Origin of the sequence: Geomonas edaphica, from assembly GCF_004917075.1 — a bacterium.
GTDB classification, from domain to species: domain Bacteria; phylum Desulfobacterota; class Desulfuromonadia; order Geobacterales; family Geobacteraceae; genus Geomonas; species Geomonas edaphica.
On sequence record NZ_SSYB01000002.1, the window covers coordinates 151175 to 173298 of the forward strand.

Sequence of the window (22124 nt, forward strand, 5' to 3'; positions counted from 1 at the left end):
CCCAATGTCACATGCGGCGGCAAAAAATCCCCTTCTTTCCGGCAGAAGAAATATGGGCGCTGAATGAGCGTGATAACATGCCTGAAAGCCCGAAAAAACGGCTCACTCTGGGAAAAAAGCGCTTGCATAAAGAAGGCTTCCGTGGTAATTAATGCCGTACATGTTAATGTTCACTCAAAAGTGAGCTCCTCCGGCTCGCTTTTTTTTATGGGAAAACCTAGAGATGGCCAAGGTAGATGTAGCAGAAAGAGTCACTGAAATCGTTGCAGAGATCGGCGCACCGCTCGGTATCGGGCTGGTCGACCTCGAGTACAAGCGTGAGGGGCGCGACATGGTGCTCAGGATCTTCCTCGAGAAGGAAGGCGGGATCAACCTGGACGACTGCGCCGACGTGAGCCGCCAGCTCTCCGACATCCTGGACGTCGAGGACTTCATGCCCGAGCGTTACGACCTGGAGGTCTCCTCGCCGGGGATCTGCCGTCCGCTCAAGAAGGTAGCCGACTACGAGCGTTTCGCGGGACACCTGGTGAAGGTGAAAACCTTCGAGATGCTGGCCGACGACGCGGGGAACAAGCGCAAGACCTTCACCGGGAAGCTCCTGGGGGTCACGGACGGGGTGATCAGCATCGACCTCACCGAGGGGCAGCATGCGTCCATCCCTCTGGACAAAGTGGCCAAGGCCAACCTCGAATTCGAATTCTAAAAATTTCTATTTGTAATTATCAGCAGAAGGAGACAGTCACGTGGAAACGAGCTTTAACCTCAAGCACACGATCGACCAGATCGTAAAAGAGAAGGGTATCGATAAAAGTATTGTGGTAGAGGCGCTGGAACAGGCAGTACTGACGGCCGCCAACAAGAAATTTCGTAATACCCGTGATCTGGAGGCGCACTATAACCCCGAGATCGGCGAGGTTGAGCTGTTCGAGTTCGTTACCGTCGTGGAAGAGGTGCAGGATTCCTACCGCGAGATCGAGCTCGACGAGGCCCGCGAGGAGGATCCGGACGTCGAGATCGGCGACTCCATCGGCATGAAGATGGACGCCTCCGGCTTCTCCAGGATCGCCGCGCAGACCGCGAAACAGGTGATCATCCAGCGCGTGCGTGAGGCTGAACGCGAGACCATCTTCAACGAGTTCCAGGAGCGCCAGGGCGAGATCGTGAACGGCGTCGTGCGCCGTTTCGAGAAGGGCGACCTGATCGTCGACCTCGGCCGCGCCGAGGCACTTCTCCCGCACAAGGAGCAGGCCCCGCGCGAGGTGTACCGTCAGGGCGACCGCGTGAAGGCCCTCATCACCGAGATTCGCATGACCACCAAAGGGCCGCAGATCATGCTCTCCCGCACCCATCCCCAGATGCTCGCCAAGCTGTTCGAGGCCGAGGTTCCGGAGATCGCAGAGGGGATCGTCGAGATCAAGAGCGTCGTGCGCGAGCCGGGTGGGCGTGCCAAGATCGCCGTCTACTCCCACGATGCCGACGTCGACCCGGTCGGCGCCTGCGTCGGTATGCGCGGCTCCCGCGTGCAGAACGTGGTCTCCGAGCTGCGCGGCGAGAAGATCGACATCATCCCCTGGAGCGAGGACATCGCCCGCTTCGCCTGCAACGCCCTGGCCCCGGCCGTGGTCACCAAGGTGTACGTCGACGAGGAGGAGTACGCCATGGAGGTCATCGTGGCCGACGACCAGCTCTCGCTCGCCATCGGCAAGCGCGGCCAGAACGTGCGTCTTGCCGCCAAGCTGACCGGGTGGAAGATCGACATCAAGAGCGAGACCCGCATGGCCGAGGCCGAGCTGCAGCAGTTTGCCTCCTACGACGGCACCGAGGCCGAAGAGGCCGAAGAGGCAGAGGAAGTCGCCGAGAATGCCGAGAATGCCGAGAATGCCGAGCCCGCAGTAGAGGCGACCGAAGAGGACTAGGATGACCAAGGCCGCACCACAGAGAAGTTGCCTCGCCTGCCGGGAGACGAAGGACAAGGGCGAGCTGCTCCGCTTCGTGCTGGCCCCGGACCGTACCCTCGTACCGGACCTGCAGAACAAGCTCCCCGGGCGCGGCGCGTACACCTGCATGAAGGCTGCATGCCTGAAGCTCGCGGCCCAGAAAAAGCAGTTCGCCCGCGGCTTCAAGGGGGAGGTGCTGGGCGCCGACGCAGAGGGGCTGCTCAAACAGGTGGTCCACAAGCTCGAGGAGCGCATCGCCTCCTACATCAGCCTTGGCAACAAGGCGGGGAAGGTGGTTTCGGGTTCGGATCAGGTACAGGAAAAGCTGAAGAAGGGTGGGGCGGGACTTTTGTTCGTCGCCACCGATATCTCGCCCGATATCGGCGAGAAGTTCAGGGGGCTCGCGAAGCTGAAGGAAGTCCCCTGCATCTCCCTGTTCACCAAGGAACGCCTTGGGGAATTGCTGGGAAAGGAACTCAGAAGCGTCCTGGTTGTTATGGAAAGCGGCTTCGTGGGCTCGATTGAATTGGAAATGGAAAAGTACAGGAACTTCTTTGAGGAGGAGCGTGAGTAGATGAGCAAAACCCGCGTATATGAGTTAGCGGCACAGATGGGGATCGAAAACAAGGAGCTTATGGCAAGACTTGCCGAGGCAGGCGTGCAGGTCAAAAACCATATGGCTGTTCTTGAGGATTCGGATATCAAGGCGTTATCCGCCCCCGCGCACCCCCCCGTCAAAGAAGTTTCCCAGGAAGAGGTAAGGGTGAAACCGACCCTGATCCGCCGTCGTGCGAAGGCGGTTGAGCCTGAGGCCCAGGCGGCAGACGAGCCGGCCGAGCCGGTCAAGGAGGAGGCACCCCAGCCGGCGCCCCCCGAGAAGGCACCGGTGGAAGAGGCGCCCAAGCGTCCGGAACCGGTCCGCGCGAGGATCATCGAGGCGGCTCCCGCTCCGAAGCCGGCTGCGGCGAAGGCCGAGGCCCCGGCCCCCCAGACTCCGGCGGTCAAGGAAGAGAAACCGGCGGCCGCAGCACCTGCCGCGCCCGCAGCACCGGAAAAGCCGGTCGTCGAGGCCCCGAAGGCGGAGGCGCCTGCTGCCCCCGCATCCGAGGCGCCGAAAGCCGAGCCCGCCAAGGTCGAAGCCCCGAAGGCTCCCGCCGCGGAAGCACCGGTTGCCGCCAAGGCGCCCGAGGCGCCCGCCGCCAAGGTGGTCGAGCCCGAGCCGGACAAGCCGACGGCAACCCGCGCGAGGATCCTCGGTCGCGTCGAGATCCCGATTCCGACCCAACGTCCGGCCGAGCGCCGCGAGTACCAGCGCCCCGCGCAGGGCGATCGTCCGGGGCAGCGTCCCGGCATGCCGCGCGGCGTGGAGCGTCCCGGCACCGAGCGTCCGGCACCGCGTCCCGGCGCAGGTCGTCCCGGCGAGCGTCCCCCCATGGGTGCGCGCCCCGATCGTCCGGCCCCCCTGGCCCCTGTCGAGCCGCCGCCGCTGCTGGACGATCGCGGTCGCAAGAGGGGAAAACCCGCTCCGGCGGGCGGCACCGATTTCGGCAAGAACGCCAAGAAGGGCGGAGCTCCCGCAGGCAAGGGTAAAAAAGAGAACTTCAAGGACCTTCTGGACAAACGCGAGCGGGTTTTCGAGCCCGGGCCGCGCTCCAAGGGTAAGAAAGGGAGGTACGCCGAGAAGGTTCAGGTCGGCAAGAAGACCGAGATCACGGTACCGAAGGCGATCAAGAGGATCATCAGGATCAGCGAGTCCATCACCGTGGGCGAGCTGGCCAAGCGCATGGGGATCAAGGCTACCGACCTGATCCGCGCCCTCATGAAGCTCGGTGTGATGGCGACCATCAACCACCCGCTCGACTTCGACACCGCGACCCTTCTGGCCACCGATTTCGGCTACGAGATCGAGAACGTGGCGCTCGACGTGGACGAACTCCTCGAGGCGGAGCCGGATGCGCCGGAAGCGATGCAGAAGCGTCCGCCGGTCGTCACCATCATGGGTCACGTCGACCACGGCAAGACCTCGCTTCTTGACGCCATCCGCCAGGCCAACGTAATTGCCGGCGAGGCCGGTGGCATCACCCAGCACATCGGCGCCTACGACGTGGAACTCAAGGGACAGAAGATCACCTTCCTCGATACCCCGGGCCACGAGGCGTTCACCGCGATGCGCGCCAGGGGGGCCAAGGTCACCGACATCGTCATCCTGGTGGTTGCTGCCGACGACGGCGTCATGCCGCAGACCCGCGAGGCGGTCAACCACTCTAAGGCTGCAGGCGTTCCGATCATCGTCGCCATCAACAAGATCGACAAGCCCGAGGCCAACCCGAGCAAGGTGAAGCAGGAACTGATGGAGTTCGGCCTGGTTTCCGAGGAATGGGGTGGCGAGACCATCTTCGTCGAGGTCTCCGCGAAGAAACACATCAACCTCGAGTCGCTGCTCGAGATGGTTCTTCTGCAGGCCGACGTCCTCGAGCTCAAGGCGAACCCGGACAAGACCGCCCGCGGCACCGTGGTCGAGGCGAAACTCGACAAGGGGCGCGGCCCGGTAGCGACCGTCCTGGTCCAGGAAGGAACCCTGAAGGCGGGCGATTACTTCGTGGCCGGCATTCACTTTGGCCGCGTGCGCGCCATGCAAAACGACCGGGGCGAGAAGGTCAACGCCGCCGGCCCGGCCATGCCGGTCGAGGTCATCGGCTTCAACGGCGTGCCTGACGCAGGCGATATCTTCGTTGCCATGAACGACGAGAAACAGGCGAAGGAGATCGCAAACCACCGCCAGATGAAGCTGCGCGAGTCCGAACTCGCCAAGCACAGCAAGCTCTCCCTGGAGCAGCTCTACGAGAAGATCCAGAAGGGCGAGGTCAAGGACCTCAACACCATCGTCAAGGGCGACGTGCAGGGCTCCGTCGAGGCGGTTGCCGAGTCCCTCCGGAAACTCACCACGGATGCCATCCGTCTCAACGTGCTGCACGCCTCCGTCGGCGCCATCACCGAGACCGACGTCAACCTGGCCAGCGCCTCTAACGCCATCATCTTGGGCTTCAACGTCCGTCCCGAGGTCAAGGCGGCGGCACTCGCCGAGAAGGAAGGGGTCGACGTCAGGCTCTACAACATCATCTACGACGCGGTGGACGACATCAAGAAGGCGATGGAAGGTCTCCTCGAGCCGACCTTCAAGGAGAAATACCTGGGTCGCGCCGAGATCCGCGAGGTGTTCTCGGTGCCCAAGGCCGGCATGGTCGCGGGTTCCTACGTCACCGATGGCAAGATCATCAGGAACGCACAGGTACGCCTGCTGCGCGACAACGTGGTGATCTTCGAAGGCAAGCTCGGCAGCCTGCGCCGCTTCAAGGACGACGTGAAGGAAGTCGCCACCGGCTACGAGTGCGGCATGTCGCTTGAGAACTACAACGATCTCAAGATCGGCGACATCTTCGAGTGCTTCGAGATGGAGAAGGTAGCCGGCAAGCTGTAAGAAAAAAACACGGGGAGAGCGGCGTCCCGCGTCCGGCATCCCGGCCCGCGGAAGGCCCTCTCCCCTTAATCGTTTCACGACAAGAGAGAAAGAACATGGTAAAGCGTTCCGACAAGGTTGCCGAAGAGATCCACAAGATCATCTCCGAGCTGCTCATAAAGGGTCTCAAGGACCCGCGCGTAGGCTTCCTCACCATCACCGGCGTGAAGGTGACCCCCGACCTCAGGCAGGCCACCGTCTACTTCACCGTGCACGGCGACGACGCCGCGAAGACGAACAGCGAGGCGGGACTAAACTCCGCCAAAGGGTTCATCCGCAAGGAGATCGGCCAGGCCCTGAAGCTGCGTTTCACCCCCGAAATCACGTTCAAGTACGACACCTCCCTGGATTACGGCCAGCATATCGAATCGATTCTGAAGGAGATAGGGGCTAAGGATGACGGCGACAACAGCTGAGATTAAGCGGATAGTGGCGGAGATCGACCAGGCGCGGAGCTTTCTGATCACAAGCCACGAAAGTCCCGACCCCGACGCGGTCGGCTCCTCCCTGGCCCTGGCCAACTACCTGACCGCGCGCGGCAAGGACGTCACCGTCTACCTCTGCGATCCGGTCCCGGACAACTGCTCCTTTCTGCCTATGGCGGACCAGGTGTACGGGGAGATGCCGGAGCACGACTTCGACGTCTGCTTCGTGCTCGACGTGGGCGAATTCCGCCGCTCCGGCAAGGCGGTAACCGAGAACAAGCGGGTCGGGCGTTTCATCAACGTGGACCATCATCTCGGGTGCGAGAACTTCGGCGTCTGCAACCTGATCGACCCGAAGGCGAGCGCCACCGCGGCCCTCATCTACCGGATCATCAGGGCGGCGGGGGACGAGGTGGATTATCCCACCGCGCTCTGCATCTACACCGCCATCCTTTCCGACACCGGCAGCTTCCATTACTCGAACTCCGACCCCGAGTCCTTTGCCATCGCCGGCGAGATGATCGGCAAGGGGGTGAATGCCTGGAGCGTGAATGAGAACCTGTACGAGAGCGAGCCGCTGCAGAGGATCGCGCTTCTGGCCCTCGCCCTCTCCGACCTGACCGTTTCCCCTTCCGGCGAGTACGCCTCGGTCACCGTGACGCTCGACATGTACGGCAAGACCGGCGCCACCGCCCAGGACACCGACCGTTTCATCAACTACCCCCGCTCCATCAAGGGGGTGCAGGTGGCGCTCTTCTTCCGGCAGGTCGAGGAGGGGCTCTTCAAGGTCGGCTTCAGGTCCAAGGGGAAGGTGGACGTCTCCGCGGTATCCGCCTCCTTTGGCGGCGGCGGGCACCACAACGCCGCCGGGTGCATGGTGCGCGGCACGCTCGCCGAGGTCAAGGCGCAGGTCTTCGACCGGCTGGAGCAGATGCGCTGATGCTGAACGGCTTTTTCGTGATCGACAAGCCAGCCGGTGTCACATCCCATGACATCGTGTCGAAGGTCCGCCGCGCCATCAACCAGAAGAAGGTTGGGCACACGGGAACCCTCGATCCCTTCGCGACCGGTGTGCTTCCCGTTGCGGTGGGGGAGGGGACCAAGGCGATCCAGTTCCTCGACGAGTCCGAGAAGGAGTACCGGGCGGTGCTTAGACTCGGCATCGCCACCGACACCCAGGACCTCACCGGGGAGGTGATCGCGGAAAGGGAGTGGTCACATCTCTCGCCCGCGGACCTGGAAGGGATCGTGCCGCGGTTTCTCGGCCTCCAGAAGCAGCTCCCGCCGATGTTCTCCGCTATCAAGCAGGGGGGCGTGCCGCTTTACAAGCTGGCGAGAAAGGGTATCGAGGTGGAGCGCGAGGAGCGCGAGGTGGAGATCCACTCGCTCACCTTCGAATGGATCCGTCTACCCGAGGCCTGCTTCACGGTGCGCTGCTCGCGCGGCACCTACGTCAGGACCCTTGCCTGCGATATTGGCGAGGCGCTCGGGTGCGGCGCGCATCTTCTGGAGTTGCGGCGCACGGAAAGCGGCCTTTTCAAAGAGGCGGACGCCATCACCATCGACGCGCTCGCCGCGGCGGCCGACCAGCAGGCGCTTATTTTGCCCCTGGACCGGGCGCTCGATCACCTGAGGCGCCTGCAGCTCACCGAGGCAGGGGGGCGCAAGGTCGGTAACGGCGTGGTGCCGGGAGATGGGGAGTTCGTCGAGGCGCCCGGCCTGCTTCAGGACGGCGAGCAGGTGCGACTCTATCTGGGTGAGCGTTTTCTAGCAGTGGCTTGCCACGACCGGCTCAAAGGGCTGCGTCTCATGCGTGTATTCAATTAGTATTCCTTCTTTACACGTACCTGCTTTTGTGGTAAGAGTTGAAGGTCTTGATCTATGCCGTGGCCTTGGGACTGCGGGAAGGCATAAAAGTACATAAATAAAAGCACTAACAATTAAGATGGGAAGGGGGTGTAACCACATGCTGCAAACGGAAAAGAAGCAGGAAATCATCACAGCTCATAAGCTGCACGATTCCGACACGGGTTCGCCGGAAGTGCAGATTGCAATTCTTTCGGAGCGTATCACCTATCTGACTGAGCACTTCAAGACTCACAAGAAGGATCATCACAGCCGTCGCGGTCTGCTGAAGATCGTCGGTCAGAGAAGGGGTCTGCTTGACTACCTGAAGAAGAAGGATGTAGAGCGCTACAAGGCGATCATCGCCAAGCTCGGCATCAGAAGGTAAAAAAAGGCAGTATACCTCCAGGGGTATATTGCCTTTCCTCTTTCATCTTGTAAGGGCCTTTGTGCCCTTTTCTTTGTTGGGGGCGTGGATAAAACCGTCCTGCGGCAGGCTCGTGCCGGCAGGACGCTTTTCTCGGCGGCCCCAACACCAACCGAAGCACCAATAATGGAGGCCGTAACAATGGTACATACCGTACAGGCGGAATGCTGTGGCAAGACAATCACCATCGAAACAGGAAAGATCGCGAAGCAGGCAAGCGGCGCGGTCATGATCAAAAGCGGCGACACCATGGTCCTCGTGACCGCCGTCGCCATGAAAACCGCCAAGGAAGGGCAGGGCTTCTTCCCGCTCACCGTCAACTACCAGGAGAAGGCGTACGCAGGCGGCCGCATCCCCGGCTCGTTCTTCAAGCGCGAGGGGCGTCCCTCCGACAGCGAGACCCTGACCTGCCGTCTCATCGACCGTCCGATCCGTCCGCTGTTCCCGGAAGGGTTCCTTAACGACACCCAGATCATGGCCACCGTCATGTCGGCGGACAAGGACCACGATCCCGGCATCCTCGCCATGATCGGCGCCTCCGCGGCACTCATGGTCTCCGACGCTCCCTTCGCCGGCCCGATCGCAGGCGTCAAGGTCGGGCGCGTGGACGGCAAGTTCATCGCGAACCCGACCGCCGAGCAGGAAGAGCAGAGCGATATGGAGATCGTGATCGCGGCCTCCAAGGACGCCATCCTGATGGTGGAAGGTAGCGCCTCCGAAGTCTCCGAGGATGATCTCCTCGAAGCGATCTTCTTCGGCAAGGAAGCGGTCCAGGGGATCCTTGCAGCACAGGAAGAGCTGGCTGCCAAGGTCGGCGTCGCAAAGCGCGACGTTCCGGCACCGGTCGTGAACGAGGCGCTGAAAGCCCGCGTTGACGCACTCGCCAAGGAAGAGATGAAGGCTGCGGTTCGCATCAAGGCGAAGGGCGAGCGTCACGACGCCATCGACGCCATCACCGAGAAGACCGTCGCGGCACTGGCCGGCGAGTTCGAAGGCTCCGAGAAAGAGGTCAAGGCCTTCATCGAGGACCTCGAGTACAACCTCGTGCGCGAGCACATCATCAAGGACGGCTCCAGGATCGACGGCCGCGACACCAAGACCATCCGTAACATCGCCACCGAGGTAGGCTTCCTGCCGCGCGCCCACGGTTCCGCCCTGTTCACCCGCGGCGAGACCCAGTCCATCGTGGCCGCGACCCTCGGCACCTCGGTCGACGAGCAGCGCATCGACTCGCTCTACGGCGATTCCAGGAAGAAGTTCCTCCTGCACTACAACTTCCCGCCGTACTCCGTCGGCGAGACCAGCTTCCGCCTCGCCCCGGGGCGCCGCGAAATCGGCCACGGCATGCTGGCCGAGCGCGCGCTGCAGCAGGTGCTCCCGAAGCACGACGATTTCCCCTACACCATCCGCATCGTCTCGGACATCACCGAGAGCAACGGTTCCTCCTCCATGGCCACCGTCTGCGGCGGCTCCATGTCCATGATGGATGCCGGCATCCCGATCAAGGCACCGGTCGCGGGCATCGCCATGGGCCTCATCAAGGAAGGCGACGAGTACGCCATCCTCTCCGACATCCTCGGTGACGAAGACCACCTGGGCGACATGGACTTCAAAGTGGCCGGTACCGCCGAAGGCGTCACCGCGCTGCAGATGGACATCAAGATCGGCGGCGTGACGCGCGAGATCATGGGTGCTGCACTGGCGCAGGCAAAAGCAGGCCGCGTGCACATCCTGGGCGAGATGGCCAAAACCCTCTCCACCTCGCGTGCCGACCTCTCCTCCTTCGCTCCGCGCATCACCACCATCTGGGTCAAGGTGGACAAGATCCGCGACGTCATCGGTTCCGGCGGCAAGAACATCAGGAGCGTCACCGAGGCAACCGGCGTCGCCATCGACATCGAGGACACCGGCAAGATCAACATCGCTTCCAACAACAAGGAAGCCTGCGACCTCGCCATCAAGATGATCAGGAACCTCACCGCCGAGGCCGAGGAAGGCAAGCTCTACATGGGCACCGTCAAGAAGATCATGGAGTTCGGCGCATTCGTCGAGATCTTCCCGGGAACCGACGGCCTGGTGCACGTCTCCGAGCTCGACACCGAGCGCGTGAAGAACGTGAGCGACATCCTCAAAGAAGGGGACAAGGTGCTGGTGAAGTGCATCGGCATCGACAAACAGGGCAAGATCAAGCTCTCCCGTAAAGAGGCTCTGGGCCAGACCTTCACCGAATAACATCTCTCATGTGAGAGCTGGCAATTTTCGGCTTTCCCGGTATAGTTCTAGCCATGATTAAAAAGACCACCCTAAATAACGGGATACGCGTCATTACCGAGCGTATCCCGTACGCAAACTCCGTCTCCATAGGAATCTGGGTCGCCAACGGCTCCCGCCACGAACGGCGGGAGTCAAACGGCGTCGCCCACTTCATCGAGCATCTCCTCTTTAAAGGCACCGAACGCCGTTCCTCATTGGACATCGCCCGCGAGATCGACTCGGTGGGTGGCGTCCTGAACGCCTTCACCAGCCGCGAGTACGTCTGCTACTACGCGAAGGTGCTGGATAAGTTCCTACCGCGTGCCGTCGACCTTCTGACCGACATCTTCCTTCATTCCGTCTTCGATGACGAAGAGATCGAAAAGGAGCGCCGCGTGGTGCTCCAGGAGATCAACATGATGGAGGACACCCCGGACGACCTGATCCACGACCTCTTCCACCAGCATTTCTGGAAGGGGCACCCGCTGGGGATGTCGATCCTGGGCGATGCCGAAAGCGTCACCGGGCTTTCACGCGATGCCATCATCGCCTACAAGGACAAGATGTACCGTGCCGACGACATCATCGTCACAGCGGCCGGTAACGTCAACCACGACAAGCTCACCGTGCTCCTCGAGGAATTCTTGAACGGCGTCGAGCCGGGGCACGGCCGGAGCGAGTCCGTCCCCCCCGTGTACGAGCGCCGGATCGAGCTGGTCGAGAAGGACCTGGAGCAGATCCACGTCTGCCTTGGCCTCAAGGGGGTGCAGCAAAGCCACCCGCAGCGCTACGATGCCTTCATCATGAACGCCATTCTTGGCGGCTCCATGAGTTCGCGCCTCTTCCAGGAGGTACGCGAGAAGAGCGGTCTTGCCTACTCGGTCTACTCCTACATAGCCTCCCATGCCGATGCCGGTTCGCTCGTGGTGTACGCCGGTGCGAGCCCGGAAAACGCTAAGGAGCTTCTCGAGATCATGCTGCGCGAGATCGGCCGTTTCAAACGCGAGCCGGTCCCCATGGAGCAGCTCGAGGGGGCGCGCGAGCAGTTGAAGGGCAACCTGCTCCTGTCGTTGGAATCGAGCGACAACCGCATGTCGCGCCTCGCGAAAAACGAGATCTACTTCGGTACGCCGCTGCCGCTGTCCGAGATCATGGAAGGGTTCGACCGCGTCACCTCCGAGAGCATCCAGGAGCTCGCACAAGAGATACTGGACAACTCCGCGCTGACTCTGGTCATGCTGGGCCGGGTCGGTTCTCCCACCTTTGCCGACTCCGATATCAACGTTTGATGAAAACCATACCCATCCGGATAAAGCGCCTGCGGTCGACCTCGCTTCCCTCTTACATGACCGAGCAGGCGGCGGGTGTCGATCTGCATGCCGCGCTCGATGAGGATTTCGTGCTGCATCCGGGCGAGCGCGCCCTGGTCCCGACGGGAATAGCCATCGAGATTCCACCCGGCATCGAGGCGCAGGTGAGACCCAGAAGCGGCCTGGCGCTCAGGCACGGCATCGCGCTGGTAAACTCGCCCGGTACCATCGACGCGGATTACCGCGGCGAGGTCGGGGTCATCGTTATTAACCACGGCAGCGAGCCTTTTACCGTAAAGCACGGCGAGCGCATCGCGCAGATGGTCTTTGCCCGTTGCGAGCGCGCCGAGTTCATCGAGGTGGACGAACTGGGCGAAACCGCCCGCGGCGCCGGCGGGTTCGGGCATACGGGCAGGTAGATCCATCGCCATTCATCCTTACGGAATATAACCCGCTTGCCGGCCTCCTCTGCCGGTAAGCCGCGTCACCCATTCTTAAACCACCTACGGGGGCACGCTTATGAAAGATCCTCGCGTCAGACAATTCGCTGAAGTGCTGGTCAACTACTCGGGTCGCGTACAACCGGGCGACGTGGTGCTCATCTCCTGCGCCGGACTGGAAGGAACGCCGCTCGTGAAGGAGCTCTACGCCCTCTGCCTCGAAAAAGGGGCGAAGTACGTCGAGTACGAGTTCAGCGTCCCCGAGATCGGGCGCCACTTCTACAACCTGGCCAGCGCCGACCAGCTCTCCTACTTCCCGCAGCACAAGCTCGACTTCATGAAACAGGTCGACGTCTACTTCGGTCTCTCCGCCGCCGACAACTCCATGGTGAACGCCAAGGCGAACCAGGCCAGCATGATCGCTTGGTCCAAGGTGGTGCGTCCCATCATCGACCAGCGCGTCAAAGGGACCCGCTGGGTGGTGACGCGCTACCCGACCCACGGTGCGGCCCAGGAAGCGCGCATGAGCCTCGAGGAGTACGAGGATTACCTCTTCGCCGCCTGCTGCATGGACTGGGAGGAGGAGTCGAGGAAACAGGACGCGCTGAAGGCCTGCGTCGATGCGGCCGACCGGGTGCACATCAAGGCCGCGGACACGGATCTCACCTTCAGCATCAAGGGGCTTCCCGGGATCAAGTGCGACGGGCGGCTGAACATCCCGGACGGCGAGGTGTTCACCGCGCCGGTGCGCGATTCGGTGGAAGGGTACATCACCTACAACTGCCCGACCGTGTACCAGGGGAAGGAGTTCAACAACGTCCGCCTCGAGTTCGAGAAGGGGCGCATCGTAAGAGCGACCGCTCCCGGCATGGACGCGGAACTGAACCGCATCCTCGACACCGACGAGGGGGCGCGTTACGTGGGCGAGTTCGCCATCGGCGTGAACCCGAACATCCGCGTGCCGATGCGCAACATCCTCTTCGACGAAAAGATCTTCGGATCGATTCACTTCACCCCCGGCCAGGCCTACGACGAGTGCGACAACGGCAACCGCTCCGCGGTGCACTGGGACATGGTGAAGATCCTCGTCGGCGACGGCGAGCTTTGGTTCGACGATATCCTGATCCAGAAGGACGGCCGTTTCGTGCACGAGTCGCTTCTGGGACTGAATCCCGAGGAATAGCCATGCTGCTCGAGATCAACCCTGACAACCCCCAGCCGCGCCTCATCGCCAAGGTCGTCGAGATCCTGAAAAACGGCGGCGTCGTCGCCTATCCGACCGACACCACATACGGTATCGGCTGCAGCATCTTCAGCAAGAAGGGGATCGAGCGGATCTACCAGATCAAGCAGCGCGACAAGAAGAAACCCTTTTCCTTCATCTGCTCCGATATGGCTGAGATCTCACGTTACGCGCGCGTCTCGAACTACGCCTTCAAGCAGCTGCGTCGTCTGCTCCCAGGGGCGTACACCTTCGTCCTCGAGGCGAACTCGGTGGTTCCCGATCTCGTACAGACAAAGCAGAGGACGGTCGGCATCCGCATGCCGGACAACGCGATCTGCCTCGCCATCGTGAAGGAGCTCGGCGCACCCATCGTTACCACGAGCGCCAACCTCTCCGGCGAGGACCCGATCGGCAACCCGTGGGAGGTCGAGCACGAGCTGGGGAAACAGCTCGACCTGGTGGTGGACGGCGGCGATCTCACCGCCGACGTAAGCTCCGTTGTCAGCCTGATCGGCGATCGCCCCGAAGTGCTCCGCAAAGGGGTAGGCGACGTGAGCTGGTGCGAATAGCGCCGATTCCCTGAGGTTCAACGATGCGTAAAACTACGGTGCGTCGCGGCATAAAAGCGATCAACGCGGGCCTCATCGCCCTGATCGCAGCCACCTTCTTCCATAGCGAAATCTCCGCCCTCCTCATGCTGGGCATCGCCGGCGAGGCTCGTCTTACCTTCTTCGGTTTCTTCATGGCCGGGATGCTTGGTGGCTTCGGCGTCCTGGTCGCCGCCCTCGGGCTCGTGCAAGGGAGCGCGGCAGAGTCCCGGACCCGCCTGCTCCCAAGCTTCATGCTCCTTTTCTCGCTGGTCGTCCTCTTCTTCGTCCTCACCTACACCTGGATCACCACACCGGCTCCGCCACCCCTCCAGCGTGGCGAAAGCATAACCATATAGACCAACCCTGATTCAGGACTGATTCCGGCTGAGGAAGGCTTTTCTTAGCCTGTTTTTCTTTCCCGTTCATGATATATTGCAACCGATAAAAATAATTAAAAGGGAGGGTGGCATGTTTCGTCTCACCATTCACACTGCGTTTGCCGCAGCCCACAACCTGATCAACTACCAGGGGGACTGCGAGAACCTGCACGGCCACAACTGGAAGGTGGAGGTCTCCATCACCACCGACGAACTCGACAAGGCCGGTCTCGGCATCGACTTCAAGATCCTCAAGAAGGAAACCAACAACCTTTTGAAGACGCTCGATCACAAGTACCTGAACGAGCTCGCACCGTTTTCCGAGATCTCCCCGTCATCCGAGAACATCGCCCGCTACCTGTACCATGAGCTGACCAAGATCTTCGGGTCGGACAAGGTGAAGGTCGAGATGGTCACGGTCTGGGAATCGGACTTTGCCGCTGCGAGCTACTATGAGTAAGCTGCAGGCCCCCCTGGTAGAATGCTTCTCCTCCATTCAGGGGGAGGGGGTGCTGGTAGGCCTGCGCCAGGTCTTTCTCCGTTTTGCCGGCTGCAACCTGAACTGCAGCTTCTGCGACACCCCGGGGATGTCCGCCGTTCCGCAGGAGTGCCTCCTGGAGCTCACCCCCGGGCGGCGCGACTTTCAGAAGGTGCCGAACCCGGTCACGCTCGAGCGGGTCGCAACACTTCTCGAGAGCTGGGGTGCCGCCTGGCCTGGCATCCACCACTCGATCAGCATCACCGGCGGTGAGCCGCTTCTTTACGGCGCCCTTCTGGAGGAGTGGCTTCCGGAGCTGAGAAAGCTACTCCCCATCTACCTGGAGACCAACGGGACGCTTCCCGAGGCCCTGGCACCGCTCATCCCGCACCTGGACAGCATCGGCATGGACATCAAGCTCCCTTCCGCCTCCGGGTGCCCGGAGCTGTGGGACCAGCACCATGCCTTCCTGGAACTGGCGGCGATGAAGGATGTCTTCGTGAAGATAGTCGTCGACCAGAGCACCGAGGAGTGGGAGATCCGTCGCTCCTGCGCCATGATCGGTGCGGTGGACCCCGCCATACCGCTCATACTGCAGCCGTTGACGCGGGAGGACGGAACCATCGGCATCACCGCCCAGCGGGCTCTCGAACTCCAGGAACTCTGCACCTCCCTGAAGGAGGTCCGCGTCATCCCGCAGACCCACAAGTTCATGGGGCAGCTTTAGTTCTCTTGCTTGGCCGGCAGATACGGAATCGATTGGGGGCGCCTTTCCGGGCGCCCCTTTCCTTTTTACGGCCCGGCCGATATAATGAGTGGCTGTTGCTTCCCAGGAGGTTCCCGCTTTGCCCAAACCAGCCAAAGTAGACGAGATGAACGCGGTACTCGAAGAGCTCTCCAGCCAGCACCTGAAGGGTAAGGTGAGGGCGCTCCGCCTGAGCCTCATGGCCCTTTTGACCGGTGGCCACATCCTACTCGAGGATATCCCGGGGCTTGGCAAGACCACCATGGCGCTCGCCTTCGCCAGCGCGCTGGGCCTTTCCTTCGGGCGCGTCCAGTGCACCAGTGACCTCCTCCCCTCCGACATCACCGGCCTCTCCGTCTTCGACCGCACCGAGGGGCGCTTCAACTTCATCAAAGGGCCGATCTTCAACAACATCGTCCTCATCGATGAGGTGAACCGCGCCATGCCTAAGACCCAGAGCGCCCTGCTCGAGGCGATGGAGGAGCGGCGCGTAACCGTCGAGGGGGTGACCTACCAGCTCCCCGAGCCGTTCATGGTGCTCGCCACCCAGAACCCGGTCGAGCAGGTGGGGACCTATCCCCTCCCCGAATCGCAGATGGACCGCTTCCTGATCAGGACCGGCATCGGCTATCCTCCGGAGGAGGTCGAGAAGGGGATCTTAAGGCAGGGGAGCATAAGGAACGAGATCCTCCACATCCCACCCCTCTTGCAGCACGAAGACCTCGTCGAGGCGATCCGCACCGTGAGGGAGCAGGTTTACGTGGGCGAGAAGGTGACCGACTACATCTACGCCATCATCAAGGCGACCCGGACCCATCCGCTTGTCCAGACCGGGCTTTCCACCCGCGGCGGCATCGGCATGGTGGACGTCGCCAAGGCCGCAGCCTACCTGCACGGCCGGGATTTCGTGGCACCCGAGGACGTACGTGACGTGGTGCATGCGGTCTGCCCGCACCGCCTCATCTTCCGCCCGGAGCACGAAGGGGTGGACAAGGAGCACGTATTAAACGCAATACTGAAAGAAATACCCCTCCCGCTCACATAAGGCTCACCAAGGGGGGCGGGCTCTACGTTGCCTCCACGCTGCTTCTCGGCGTCTCTGCGGTCAACACCGGCAACAACCTTCTCTTCCTGATCGTCGCCGCGATGCTCTCTTTCATGGCGGTAACCGGGGTGCTGGGGTGGCTGAACATCCGCAGCATCGTCCTCAGCGTGCGGCTGCCGGACGAGGTCTATGCCGGCACCGAAACGCTCCTGCCGGTCGTCGCGGAAAACGGCAAGCGCTTCCTCCCGTCCTTCCTGATCAGGGTGACCCTGATGGGGAACTCCACGAGCTTCACCCTCCTTGAACGCAACCGTCCGCAGAACGCGGCGCTCCTTCTCTCGTTTCGCGAGCGCGGTCCCCTTAAACTTCCAGACGCCACGGTGAGTTCCCCGTTCCCGGTCAACTTCTTCGTGCGCGCCACGGCGGTCCATCTGCCGGTTGAGGGAACCGTCTTTCCGGCACCGCGCCCCGTGCTGGTACCGGCACCGGGGGGGACGCCCGACGCGGGGGAGGCGGTTTCCGCGGCAGCATCCGGCTACGACGGCGAGCTAGCCAAGATCTCCGACTACCGCGGCGGCGAACCGCTGAAGCTCATCCACTGGCGCCTCTCCGCGAAGCACGAGGTCTTCAAGGTGAAGGAGCTCACGGCGACCGCGGCGGAGCCGCTTATCATCGACCTCGACGCGGTGCCGGGGCGCGACCTGGAAGAGCGCCTCTCCTACGGCACTTTCCTCGTGAACCGGCTGGCGCGGTCGGGGCGGCCGGTCGGACTCAAGCTCGGGGAGCGCGTCGTCCCCCCGGGCACCACCCGGTCACATCGGCTCAAACTGCTCACGGAGCTTGCCCTATATGGTAAGGGTTGATCTTTTTCTCAGTGGGCTCACCGCCTGCATCGCGCTTATCGGGTACCTCCCCCTGCTCGCGCACCTGGGCCTCTTCGCACGGGTTTTCTTCCCCGCCGCGCTGCTTGCCGGGGTGTACCTGTACTACAGCGGACGCGCGCTGCCGGGGCGGGTGCTCACCCCGTTCTCGATACTCCTCTTTATCTACCTAGCCTCCGGTTTCAGTGTCAGCCGGCTCGTCCCGGTCACCGCCGACCTCCTCGTCGTCTTCCTCGGGGTGAGGCTACTCGGAGAGCGCAGCGGACGCCATTACCTGCAGGCGTTCGCGCTCTCCCTCTTCTGCCTCGCCGCTTCCTCGCTCTTCGAGATGTCGGCGCTCTTTCTCGTCTACCTCTTTGCCCTGCTTCTCCTTCTTGCCGTGGCGCTGGTGCTCCTCACCTTCCATGCCCAGGACGAGGCGATCCTTCTCACCCGGTACGAAGCGAAGAAGGTGGTGACGGTGGCGCTTCTCATGCCGGTGGTCGCGTTGCCGCTGCTTCTTTTCTTCTTCTTCATCCTCCCGAGGACGCAGTACCCGCTCTGGAACTTCCTTAAGACTCCGGCGGAGAAGCGGATCGGGTTCTCTGACACGGTGAAGCCGGGGAGCGCCCCCGCGGTCAGCGCGGTGAAGGGGGTGGTGCTGCGGGCCCTCTCGCCAAAAGTCCCAGAAGAGAAGCTTTACTGGCGCGGCGTGGTGCTGAACTCCTTCAAAAACGACGCCTGGGTCAGGAAGGGGGTGCCAGGGGAAATCGACAGCGTCCCGGCCGGTGAGCGGGTGACGCAGGAGATCTACCCCGAGCGGTCACAAAGCGCCTATCTCCCCGCGCTGAACGTCGGGCGCGCCGTCTCGGGGCTGCGCAACGATGCCTCGACCGACGGCGTGTTCGTCGCGAGTCGCCCCTTGGACCAGAAGGTGAAGTACGTGGCCGAGTCGGCGCTGAGCGACGTCATCCGGGTGCGGGGGCTGGACCGTGCCTTCTACCTCGAACTTCCCGGCAACATATCGCAGAGGATGAGGGCCAAAGGGCGGGAGGTGGCGCAAAAAGGGGTAAGTACCACTCAGCGCATGCGGCTTCTGGAGAACTTCTTCCGGGGGCAGCGGCTCACCTACGCCAACAGTGGCATGGCCGTCGGTGCTGACCCGCTGGACTCCTTCCTTTTCGACAAGAAGCGGGGCAACTGCGAGTATTTCGCCTCGAGCTACGCGATACTGCTGCGCCTGGCCGGGGTTCCGTCACGTCTCGTAGGCGGTTACCGCGGCGGGATCTACAACGACATCGGGGGGTACTACCTCGTCACCGAGGATATGGCGCACGTCTGGGTCGAGGCGTACGAGGATGGGGTGGGGTGGCGCTTCGTCGACCCGAGCGCGTGGGCGCTGGGGGCGGTGCGCGGCACGCAGGCCGCAGGATTTGCCAAATACGTGGACATGGCCGGCTTTTACTGGGACAAGGCGGTGGTTACCTACGACCTGGAAAAACAGATCGCCTTGGTGCGCGAGGCTGGGAGCAGGGTGCGCAACCTGCGCCTTCCCGAAAAGAGTGGCAAAGGGTTCCTCATCGTCATGCTCGTCGTAGTGCCGCTCGCCCTCGTGGTGGTCTGGATCCGGCGCCGCCCACCGAGCGTGGAGGCCCGCCTGTTGCGGCGCATGCTCCGCGTCGTTACTAGACGTCATCCGGGGGGCATAGGGGACGGGGAGGGGCTCTTCGAACTTGCCGCGCGTCTTGACGACCCGCACCTGAAGCGCTTCGTCTCGATATACGGAGGTGCCGTGTATTGCGACCGCTCCTTGAGCCGGGAAGAGGTGACGCAGTTGGAGGAAATCATCCGGCTTGCGTCCCAGCATCTTCCTTGACATAACGGGCACTTTGCTTTAGTTTTAGGTTTCCAATTTTCAGGCGGTAAGAGGCGTTAACTTGGCTTCCAAAAAAGACAAAATTCTGGAGAGCGCACAAAAGTTCGTGCTCAAGGGGCAGATCGACAAGGCGATCAAGGACTACCAGCAGGTGGTCGCCATGGAGCCCAACGATATCAGGTATCGGCAGCGCCTGGCCGAGCTTCTGGTGCGCGACAACCGCAAGGAAGAAGCGATACAGCAGTACGAAGATATCGGCAAGCATTACGCCGACAACTGTTACTACCTTAAGGCGATCGCCATCTACAAGCAGATCCAGCGACTCAATCCTGGCAGCATCCCAACCGCCCTCAATATCGCCTGGCTGAATCATCAGCAGGGGCTCATCGGCAACGCCTTGGCCGAATACAGCCAGGTTGCCGCCCAATACGAGAAAGAAAACCTACCTAAGGAGGCGCTCAAGGTAGTTGAGAAGATGCTGGAGGTAGATCACGAGCATGCCGCCACCCGTCTCAAGTACGCCGAACTCCTTCATGTCACCGGCGCCCATGAACAGTCCCGGCAGGCTTACCAGGATCTAGCCGCCGCGCTCAGCGCGAAGGGACTGCGCGACGAGGCTGCTTCGGTTTCTGCACGCCTCACCGAGCTCTTCCCTGAGCATCTGCAAGCGCCACCGGCAAGTGTTACCGCTGAAGCGGTGGAGGCGTCCCTGCCTTCAGACCCTCTTGGGGGAGTAGAGGGGATCACTGCTGCCGCGGCGCAGCCTGCAGTGTGGGAAATCCAGGAGCCGGCCGACGAGCCGGAGCTTCCCGAGTGGGACAGCGAGGAGACCGAGCTCCCCGACCCCTTTGCACCCGCATCGGCAGCGCAGGAGGCGGATGTTCCGGCCCCGGTCGAGGCGCCGTCCCCGTGGGAGGCCGCGCCCGCACCCGAAGCTGCCGCAACGGAGACCGCCTGGGAGGAGGAGATCGAGCTCGATCTGGGCGATGACCTCTTCGAAGCCCCCGAGGAAGCCACGCCGGTGGCGCCCCCGGTCCTAAGCGTACCCGAGCCTGCACCAGTTGAAGAGCCTGAGGCTGTGGTAACCGAGCTCGAGCTTCCCATGGAATTATCAATGGAGCTCGATTTCGATGAGGCGGCGGAGTCGGTCGAGGAGCCGGAAGAGGAAGCGCAACCTGCGGTCGAGCTCGATATCGAAGAGGAAGAGTCGCTGGAGCTCACCTTGCCGCAGGACGCCTCCCCCTTCGGAGACTTCGAGTGGGAGAGCGAACCGGAAGAGTTGGCGGAGGTGGAGCCGTTGCACCCGGAAAAGGTCGAGCTGGCTGAGGCTGAGCCGTTCGAGGCGCAGTGGCTCGAGGAACCGGAAGCCGTCTCTTTGGAGTCAGTCGAGTCGCATGGGTGGGAGGAGATCTATCCCGAGGCGGCGGCAGGCGACGGTGCCGAGATTGACCTCATGGAGTTGGAAAGTCACTACGACCTGGGGATCGGCTACAAGGAGATGGGGATGTACGCGGGTGCTATAAAGGAGCTGGAGATCGCTGCCGCGAACCCGCAGCGCCGTTTCGCCTGCCTGACCCTGCAGGCCATCTGTTACCGGGAAAAAGGAGAGCCGGACCGCGCGGAGGAACTGCTGCGGCGTGGCCTCGCGCTGAGCGTGATCTCAAGAGACGAGCGCATCGCCCTCAGCTACGAGCTGGCGGTGCTTTTCGAGGGGACCGGCAGGACCGAGGAGGCGATCGAGTTCTACCGCGAGGTGGTGCGGGGCAATCCCGCCTACCAGGACGCCTCGGACCGGCTTTTCGCCCTCTCCGGTGAGGAGTCTATCGACATCATCGATCTAGAACTGGAAGAGTAGCCAGCTACCAGGACATCAGGTTTAGTGGCGGGACTAGCCGGATCGGCGCCATGAATACGTCTGCGGTGTAGCTTTCGGGGACCGGCGGGAGCGGGCCAGCGCTTTCCAGCATCTTCTGCACCGCCCGGTCGTACACGATGTTGCCAGAACTGATCATGATGTTGCTGCCTAGGATCCGACCGCTCCTGTCAATCATCAGGTTCACCACGATCGTCTTCACCTTGTCGTCCTTCTGCTCCAGCCACCACTTCTCGTTGACCCCCTGCAGGACGTTCTGGTAGTACTCCTTGATGTCGGGACGCAGAGAATCGCCGTCGCTGAGCGCTTTGAAAAACCCCTTGGTAAGCCCCATTCCGAACGAGCTTTTCGTCTCCTCCACCGCGGCCTGCGCAGGGGTGGGAGGAACGGGGGATGCCACCTGCTTTGCCGCCTGCGGAAGCTCACGTGCGGGGGGCGTTTCCGGAAGCGGTTCGGCTTCTTCGTCCGACTTCATCGGCTGCGGTATCGGTTCGGGCTGCGGTTTTACCGCCGGTGCGGCGGGCGCGGGGATGGATTTCAGATCGACGTAGGTGACAGCGGGGCGAGGCGGTGCTCCGCCACCACCACTGGGAAGACCCACGAGGACGACGGCCAGGACCGTGTGCAGAAACAGCGATGCGGCCAGCCCGAGGACGAACTGCTTGTTCGGCCTTAGCGTGTACTCCTCTTCCTCGAGCGGATCCAGTGCATCTTCCATGGTGACGGCACGTCCTTCTTCCCCGGTAGGGGATTTTTTGCGTTTAGCGTCCGTCATGTATAGCAAATTAGCCGCGCCGCTGGCAACCAAAGAAAGGCGTTTACGTCAAAGCAACGGCTAGATGGCTACGAAGCGCCATAGCTGACCTCAGGCTCCCCCCTTTGCGAAGGAGGGACGGGGGGG

Annotated in this window: 21 protein-coding genes; 20 read left to right on the plus strand and 1 reads right to left on the minus strand. The window is 62.2% G+C overall.

Features of this window, described 5'->3' with window-relative positions; all coding sequences use genetic code 11:
• Positions 1-223: 223 nt before the first annotated feature.
• From rimP to E8K79_RS07010, 20 genes are all read left to right on the plus strand, one after another.
• Positions 224-703 (plus strand): ribosome maturation factor RimP, encoded by a 480-nt coding sequence (gene rimP / locus E8K79_RS06915; RefSeq protein ID WP_135872232.1) that lies wholly within the window; start codon positions 224-226, stop codon positions 701-703.
• A 40-nt stretch (positions 704-743) separates the two neighbouring features.
• A complete protein-coding gene (gene nusA / locus E8K79_RS06920; RefSeq protein WP_136514108.1) occupies positions 744-1916 on the plus strand; it encodes a transcription termination factor NusA in 1173 nt (390 codons plus the stop codon).
• Between the two features lies 1 nt (position 1917).
• On the plus strand, positions 1918-2511 hold the full coding sequence (locus tag E8K79_RS06925; RefSeq protein WP_136514109.1) for a DUF448 domain-containing protein: 594 nt from the start codon (positions 1918-1920) through the stop codon (positions 2509-2511).
• Positions 2512-5415, plus strand: coding sequence for a translation initiation factor IF-2 (gene infB / locus E8K79_RS06930; RefSeq protein WP_136514110.1), 2904 nt, complete (start codon positions 2512-2514; stop codon positions 5413-5415). It abuts the gene before it with no gap.
• Between the two features lie 95 nt (positions 5416-5510).
• Positions 5511-5870 carry a ribosome-binding factor A gene (locus tag E8K79_RS06935; protein WP_136514111.1) on the plus strand — a complete coding sequence of 120 codons (360 nt, stop codon included), beginning with the start codon at positions 5511-5513 and terminating at the stop codon, positions 5868-5870.
• Positions 5851-6819 carry a DHH family phosphoesterase gene (locus E8K79_RS06940; RefSeq protein ID WP_136514112.1) on the plus strand — a complete coding sequence of 323 codons (969 nt, stop codon included), beginning with the start codon at positions 5851-5853 and terminating at the stop codon, positions 6817-6819. The genes E8K79_RS06935 and E8K79_RS06940 overlap by 20 nt, the downstream gene beginning before the upstream one ends.
• 2 nt (positions 6820-6821) lie before the next feature.
• On the plus strand, positions 6822-7706 hold the full coding sequence (truB, locus tag E8K79_RS06945) for a tRNA pseudouridine(55) synthase TruB (protein WP_246043775.1): 885 nt from the start codon (positions 6822-6824) through the stop codon (positions 7704-7706).
• Between the two features lie 139 nt (positions 7707-7845).
• Positions 7846-8112 carry a 30S ribosomal protein S15 gene (gene rpsO, locus E8K79_RS06950; protein WP_129127510.1) on the plus strand — a complete coding sequence of 89 codons (267 nt, stop codon included), beginning with the start codon at positions 7846-7848 and terminating at the stop codon, positions 8110-8112.
• Positions 8113-8292: 180 nt separating this feature from the next.
• Complete coding sequence (pnp, locus tag E8K79_RS06955) at positions 8293-10383, plus strand: polyribonucleotide nucleotidyltransferase (protein ID WP_136514114.1); 2091 nt, start codon at positions 8293-8295, stop codon at positions 10381-10383.
• Between the two features lie 53 nt (positions 10384-10436).
• Positions 10437-11693 (plus strand): M16 family metallopeptidase, encoded by a 1257-nt coding sequence (locus E8K79_RS06960; protein ID WP_136514115.1) that lies wholly within the window; start codon positions 10437-10439, stop codon positions 11691-11693.
• A complete protein-coding gene (gene dut, locus E8K79_RS06965; RefSeq protein ID WP_136514116.1) occupies positions 11693-12133 on the plus strand; it encodes a dUTP diphosphatase in 441 nt (146 codons plus the stop codon). Before E8K79_RS06960 ends, dut begins: the two co-directional genes overlap by 1 nt.
• 100 nt (positions 12134-12233) lie before the next feature.
• Entirely contained in the window at positions 12234-13337 is a 1104-nt protein-coding gene (locus E8K79_RS06970) for an aminopeptidase (RefSeq protein ID WP_136514117.1), read from the plus strand.
• Between the two features lie 2 nt (positions 13338-13339).
• Positions 13340-13948, plus strand: coding sequence for an L-threonylcarbamoyladenylate synthase (locus E8K79_RS06975; protein ID WP_135872210.1), 609 nt, complete (start codon positions 13340-13342; stop codon positions 13946-13948).
• Between the two features lie 23 nt (positions 13949-13971).
• The gene (locus E8K79_RS06980; protein WP_136514118.1) at positions 13972-14325 is read left to right on the plus strand and encodes a hypothetical protein; all 354 of its coding nucleotides are present in this window, start codon (positions 13972-13974) and stop codon (positions 14323-14325) included.
• Positions 14326-14437: 112 nt separating this feature from the next.
• Positions 14438-14806 carry a 6-carboxytetrahydropterin synthase QueD gene (gene queD / locus E8K79_RS06985; RefSeq protein WP_135872206.1) on the plus strand — a complete coding sequence of 123 codons (369 nt, stop codon included), beginning with the start codon at positions 14438-14440 and terminating at the stop codon, positions 14804-14806.
• Positions 14799-15551, plus strand: coding sequence for a 7-carboxy-7-deazaguanine synthase QueE (locus E8K79_RS06990; protein WP_136514119.1), 753 nt, complete (start codon positions 14799-14801; stop codon positions 15549-15551). The genes queD and E8K79_RS06990 overlap by 8 nt, the downstream gene beginning before the upstream one ends.
• Before the next feature lie 145 nt (positions 15552-15696).
• Positions 15697-16614, plus strand: coding sequence for an AAA family ATPase (locus E8K79_RS06995; RefSeq protein ID WP_136514462.1), 918 nt, complete (start codon positions 15697-15699; stop codon positions 16612-16614).
• A 113-nt stretch (positions 16615-16727) separates the two neighbouring features.
• Complete coding sequence (locus tag E8K79_RS07000; protein ID WP_342782507.1) at positions 16728-17477, plus strand: DUF58 domain-containing protein; 750 nt, start codon at positions 16728-16730, stop codon at positions 17475-17477.
• Positions 17464-19350, plus strand: a complete 1887-nt coding sequence (locus tag E8K79_RS07005) for a transglutaminase family protein (protein ID WP_136514121.1) — start codon at positions 17464-17466, stop codon at positions 19348-19350. The genes E8K79_RS07000 and E8K79_RS07005 overlap by 14 nt, the downstream gene beginning before the upstream one ends.
• A gap of 61 nt (positions 19351-19411) precedes the next feature.
• Positions 19412-21205 carry a tetratricopeptide repeat protein gene (locus E8K79_RS07010; protein WP_136514122.1) on the plus strand — a complete coding sequence of 598 codons (1794 nt, stop codon included), beginning with the start codon at positions 19412-19414 and terminating at the stop codon, positions 21203-21205.
• 4 nt (positions 21206-21209) lie between these two features.
• Here E8K79_RS07010 and E8K79_RS07015 read toward each other — a convergent pair whose 3' ends face one another.
• Positions 21210-21941, minus strand: coding sequence for an energy transducer TonB (locus E8K79_RS07015; protein WP_136514123.1), 732 nt, complete (start codon positions 21939-21941; stop codon positions 21210-21212).
• Positions 21942-22124 lie beyond the last annotated feature (183 nt).

Bases quoted from the DNA above. Each gene is read 5' to 3' on its own strand.
- E8K79_RS06975 (WP_135872210.1), top strand. From the start codon at position 13,340: ATGCTGCTCGAGATCAACCCTGACAACCCCCAGCCGCGCCTCATCGCC.
- rpsO (WP_129127510.1), top strand. From the start codon at position 7,846: ATGCTGCAAACGGAAAAGAAGCAGGAAATCATCACAGCTCATAAGCTG.
- E8K79_RS06925 (WP_136514109.1), top strand. From the start codon at position 1,918: ATGACCAAGGCCGCACCACAGAGAAGTTGCCTCGCCTGCCGGGAGACG.
- E8K79_RS07015 (WP_136514123.1), bottom strand. From the start codon at position 21,941: ATGGAAGATGCACTGGATCCGCTCGAGGAAGAGGAGTACACGCTAAGG.
- infB (WP_136514110.1), top strand. From the start codon at position 2,512: ATGAGCAAAACCCGCGTATATGAGTTAGCGGCACAGATGGGGATCGAA.
- queD (WP_135872206.1), top strand. From the start codon at position 14,438: ATGTTTCGTCTCACCATTCACACTGCGTTTGCCGCAGCCCACAACCTG.
- E8K79_RS06960 (WP_136514115.1), top strand. From the start codon at position 10,437: ATGATTAAAAAGACCACCCTAAATAACGGGATACGCGTCATTACCGAG.
- rimP (WP_135872232.1), top strand. From the start codon at position 224: ATGGCCAAGGTAGATGTAGCAGAAAGAGTCACTGAAATCGTTGCAGAG.
- E8K79_RS07000 (WP_342782507.1), top strand. From the start codon at position 16,728: ATGGCGGTAACCGGGGTGCTGGGGTGGCTGAACATCCGCAGCATCGTC.
- E8K79_RS07005 (WP_136514121.1), top strand. From the start codon at position 17,464: ATGGTAAGGGTTGATCTTTTTCTCAGTGGGCTCACCGCCTGCATCGCG.
- E8K79_RS06980 (WP_136514118.1), top strand. From the start codon at position 13,972: ATGCGTAAAACTACGGTGCGTCGCGGCATAAAAGCGATCAACGCGGGC.
- E8K79_RS06935 (WP_136514111.1), top strand. From the start codon at position 5,511: ATGGTAAAGCGTTCCGACAAGGTTGCCGAAGAGATCCACAAGATCATC.
- E8K79_RS06940 (WP_136514112.1), top strand. From the start codon at position 5,851: ATGACGGCGACAACAGCTGAGATTAAGCGGATAGTGGCGGAGATCGAC.
- E8K79_RS06995 (WP_136514462.1), top strand. From the start codon at position 15,697: ATGAACGCGGTACTCGAAGAGCTCTCCAGCCAGCACCTGAAGGGTAAG.
- E8K79_RS06970 (WP_136514117.1), top strand. From the start codon at position 12,234: ATGAAAGATCCTCGCGTCAGACAATTCGCTGAAGTGCTGGTCAACTAC.
- E8K79_RS06990 (WP_136514119.1), top strand. From the start codon at position 14,799: ATGAGTAAGCTGCAGGCCCCCCTGGTAGAATGCTTCTCCTCCATTCAG.
- pnp (WP_136514114.1), top strand. From the start codon at position 8,293: ATGGTACATACCGTACAGGCGGAATGCTGTGGCAAGACAATCACCATC.
- dut (WP_136514116.1), top strand. From the start codon at position 11,693: ATGAAAACCATACCCATCCGGATAAAGCGCCTGCGGTCGACCTCGCTT.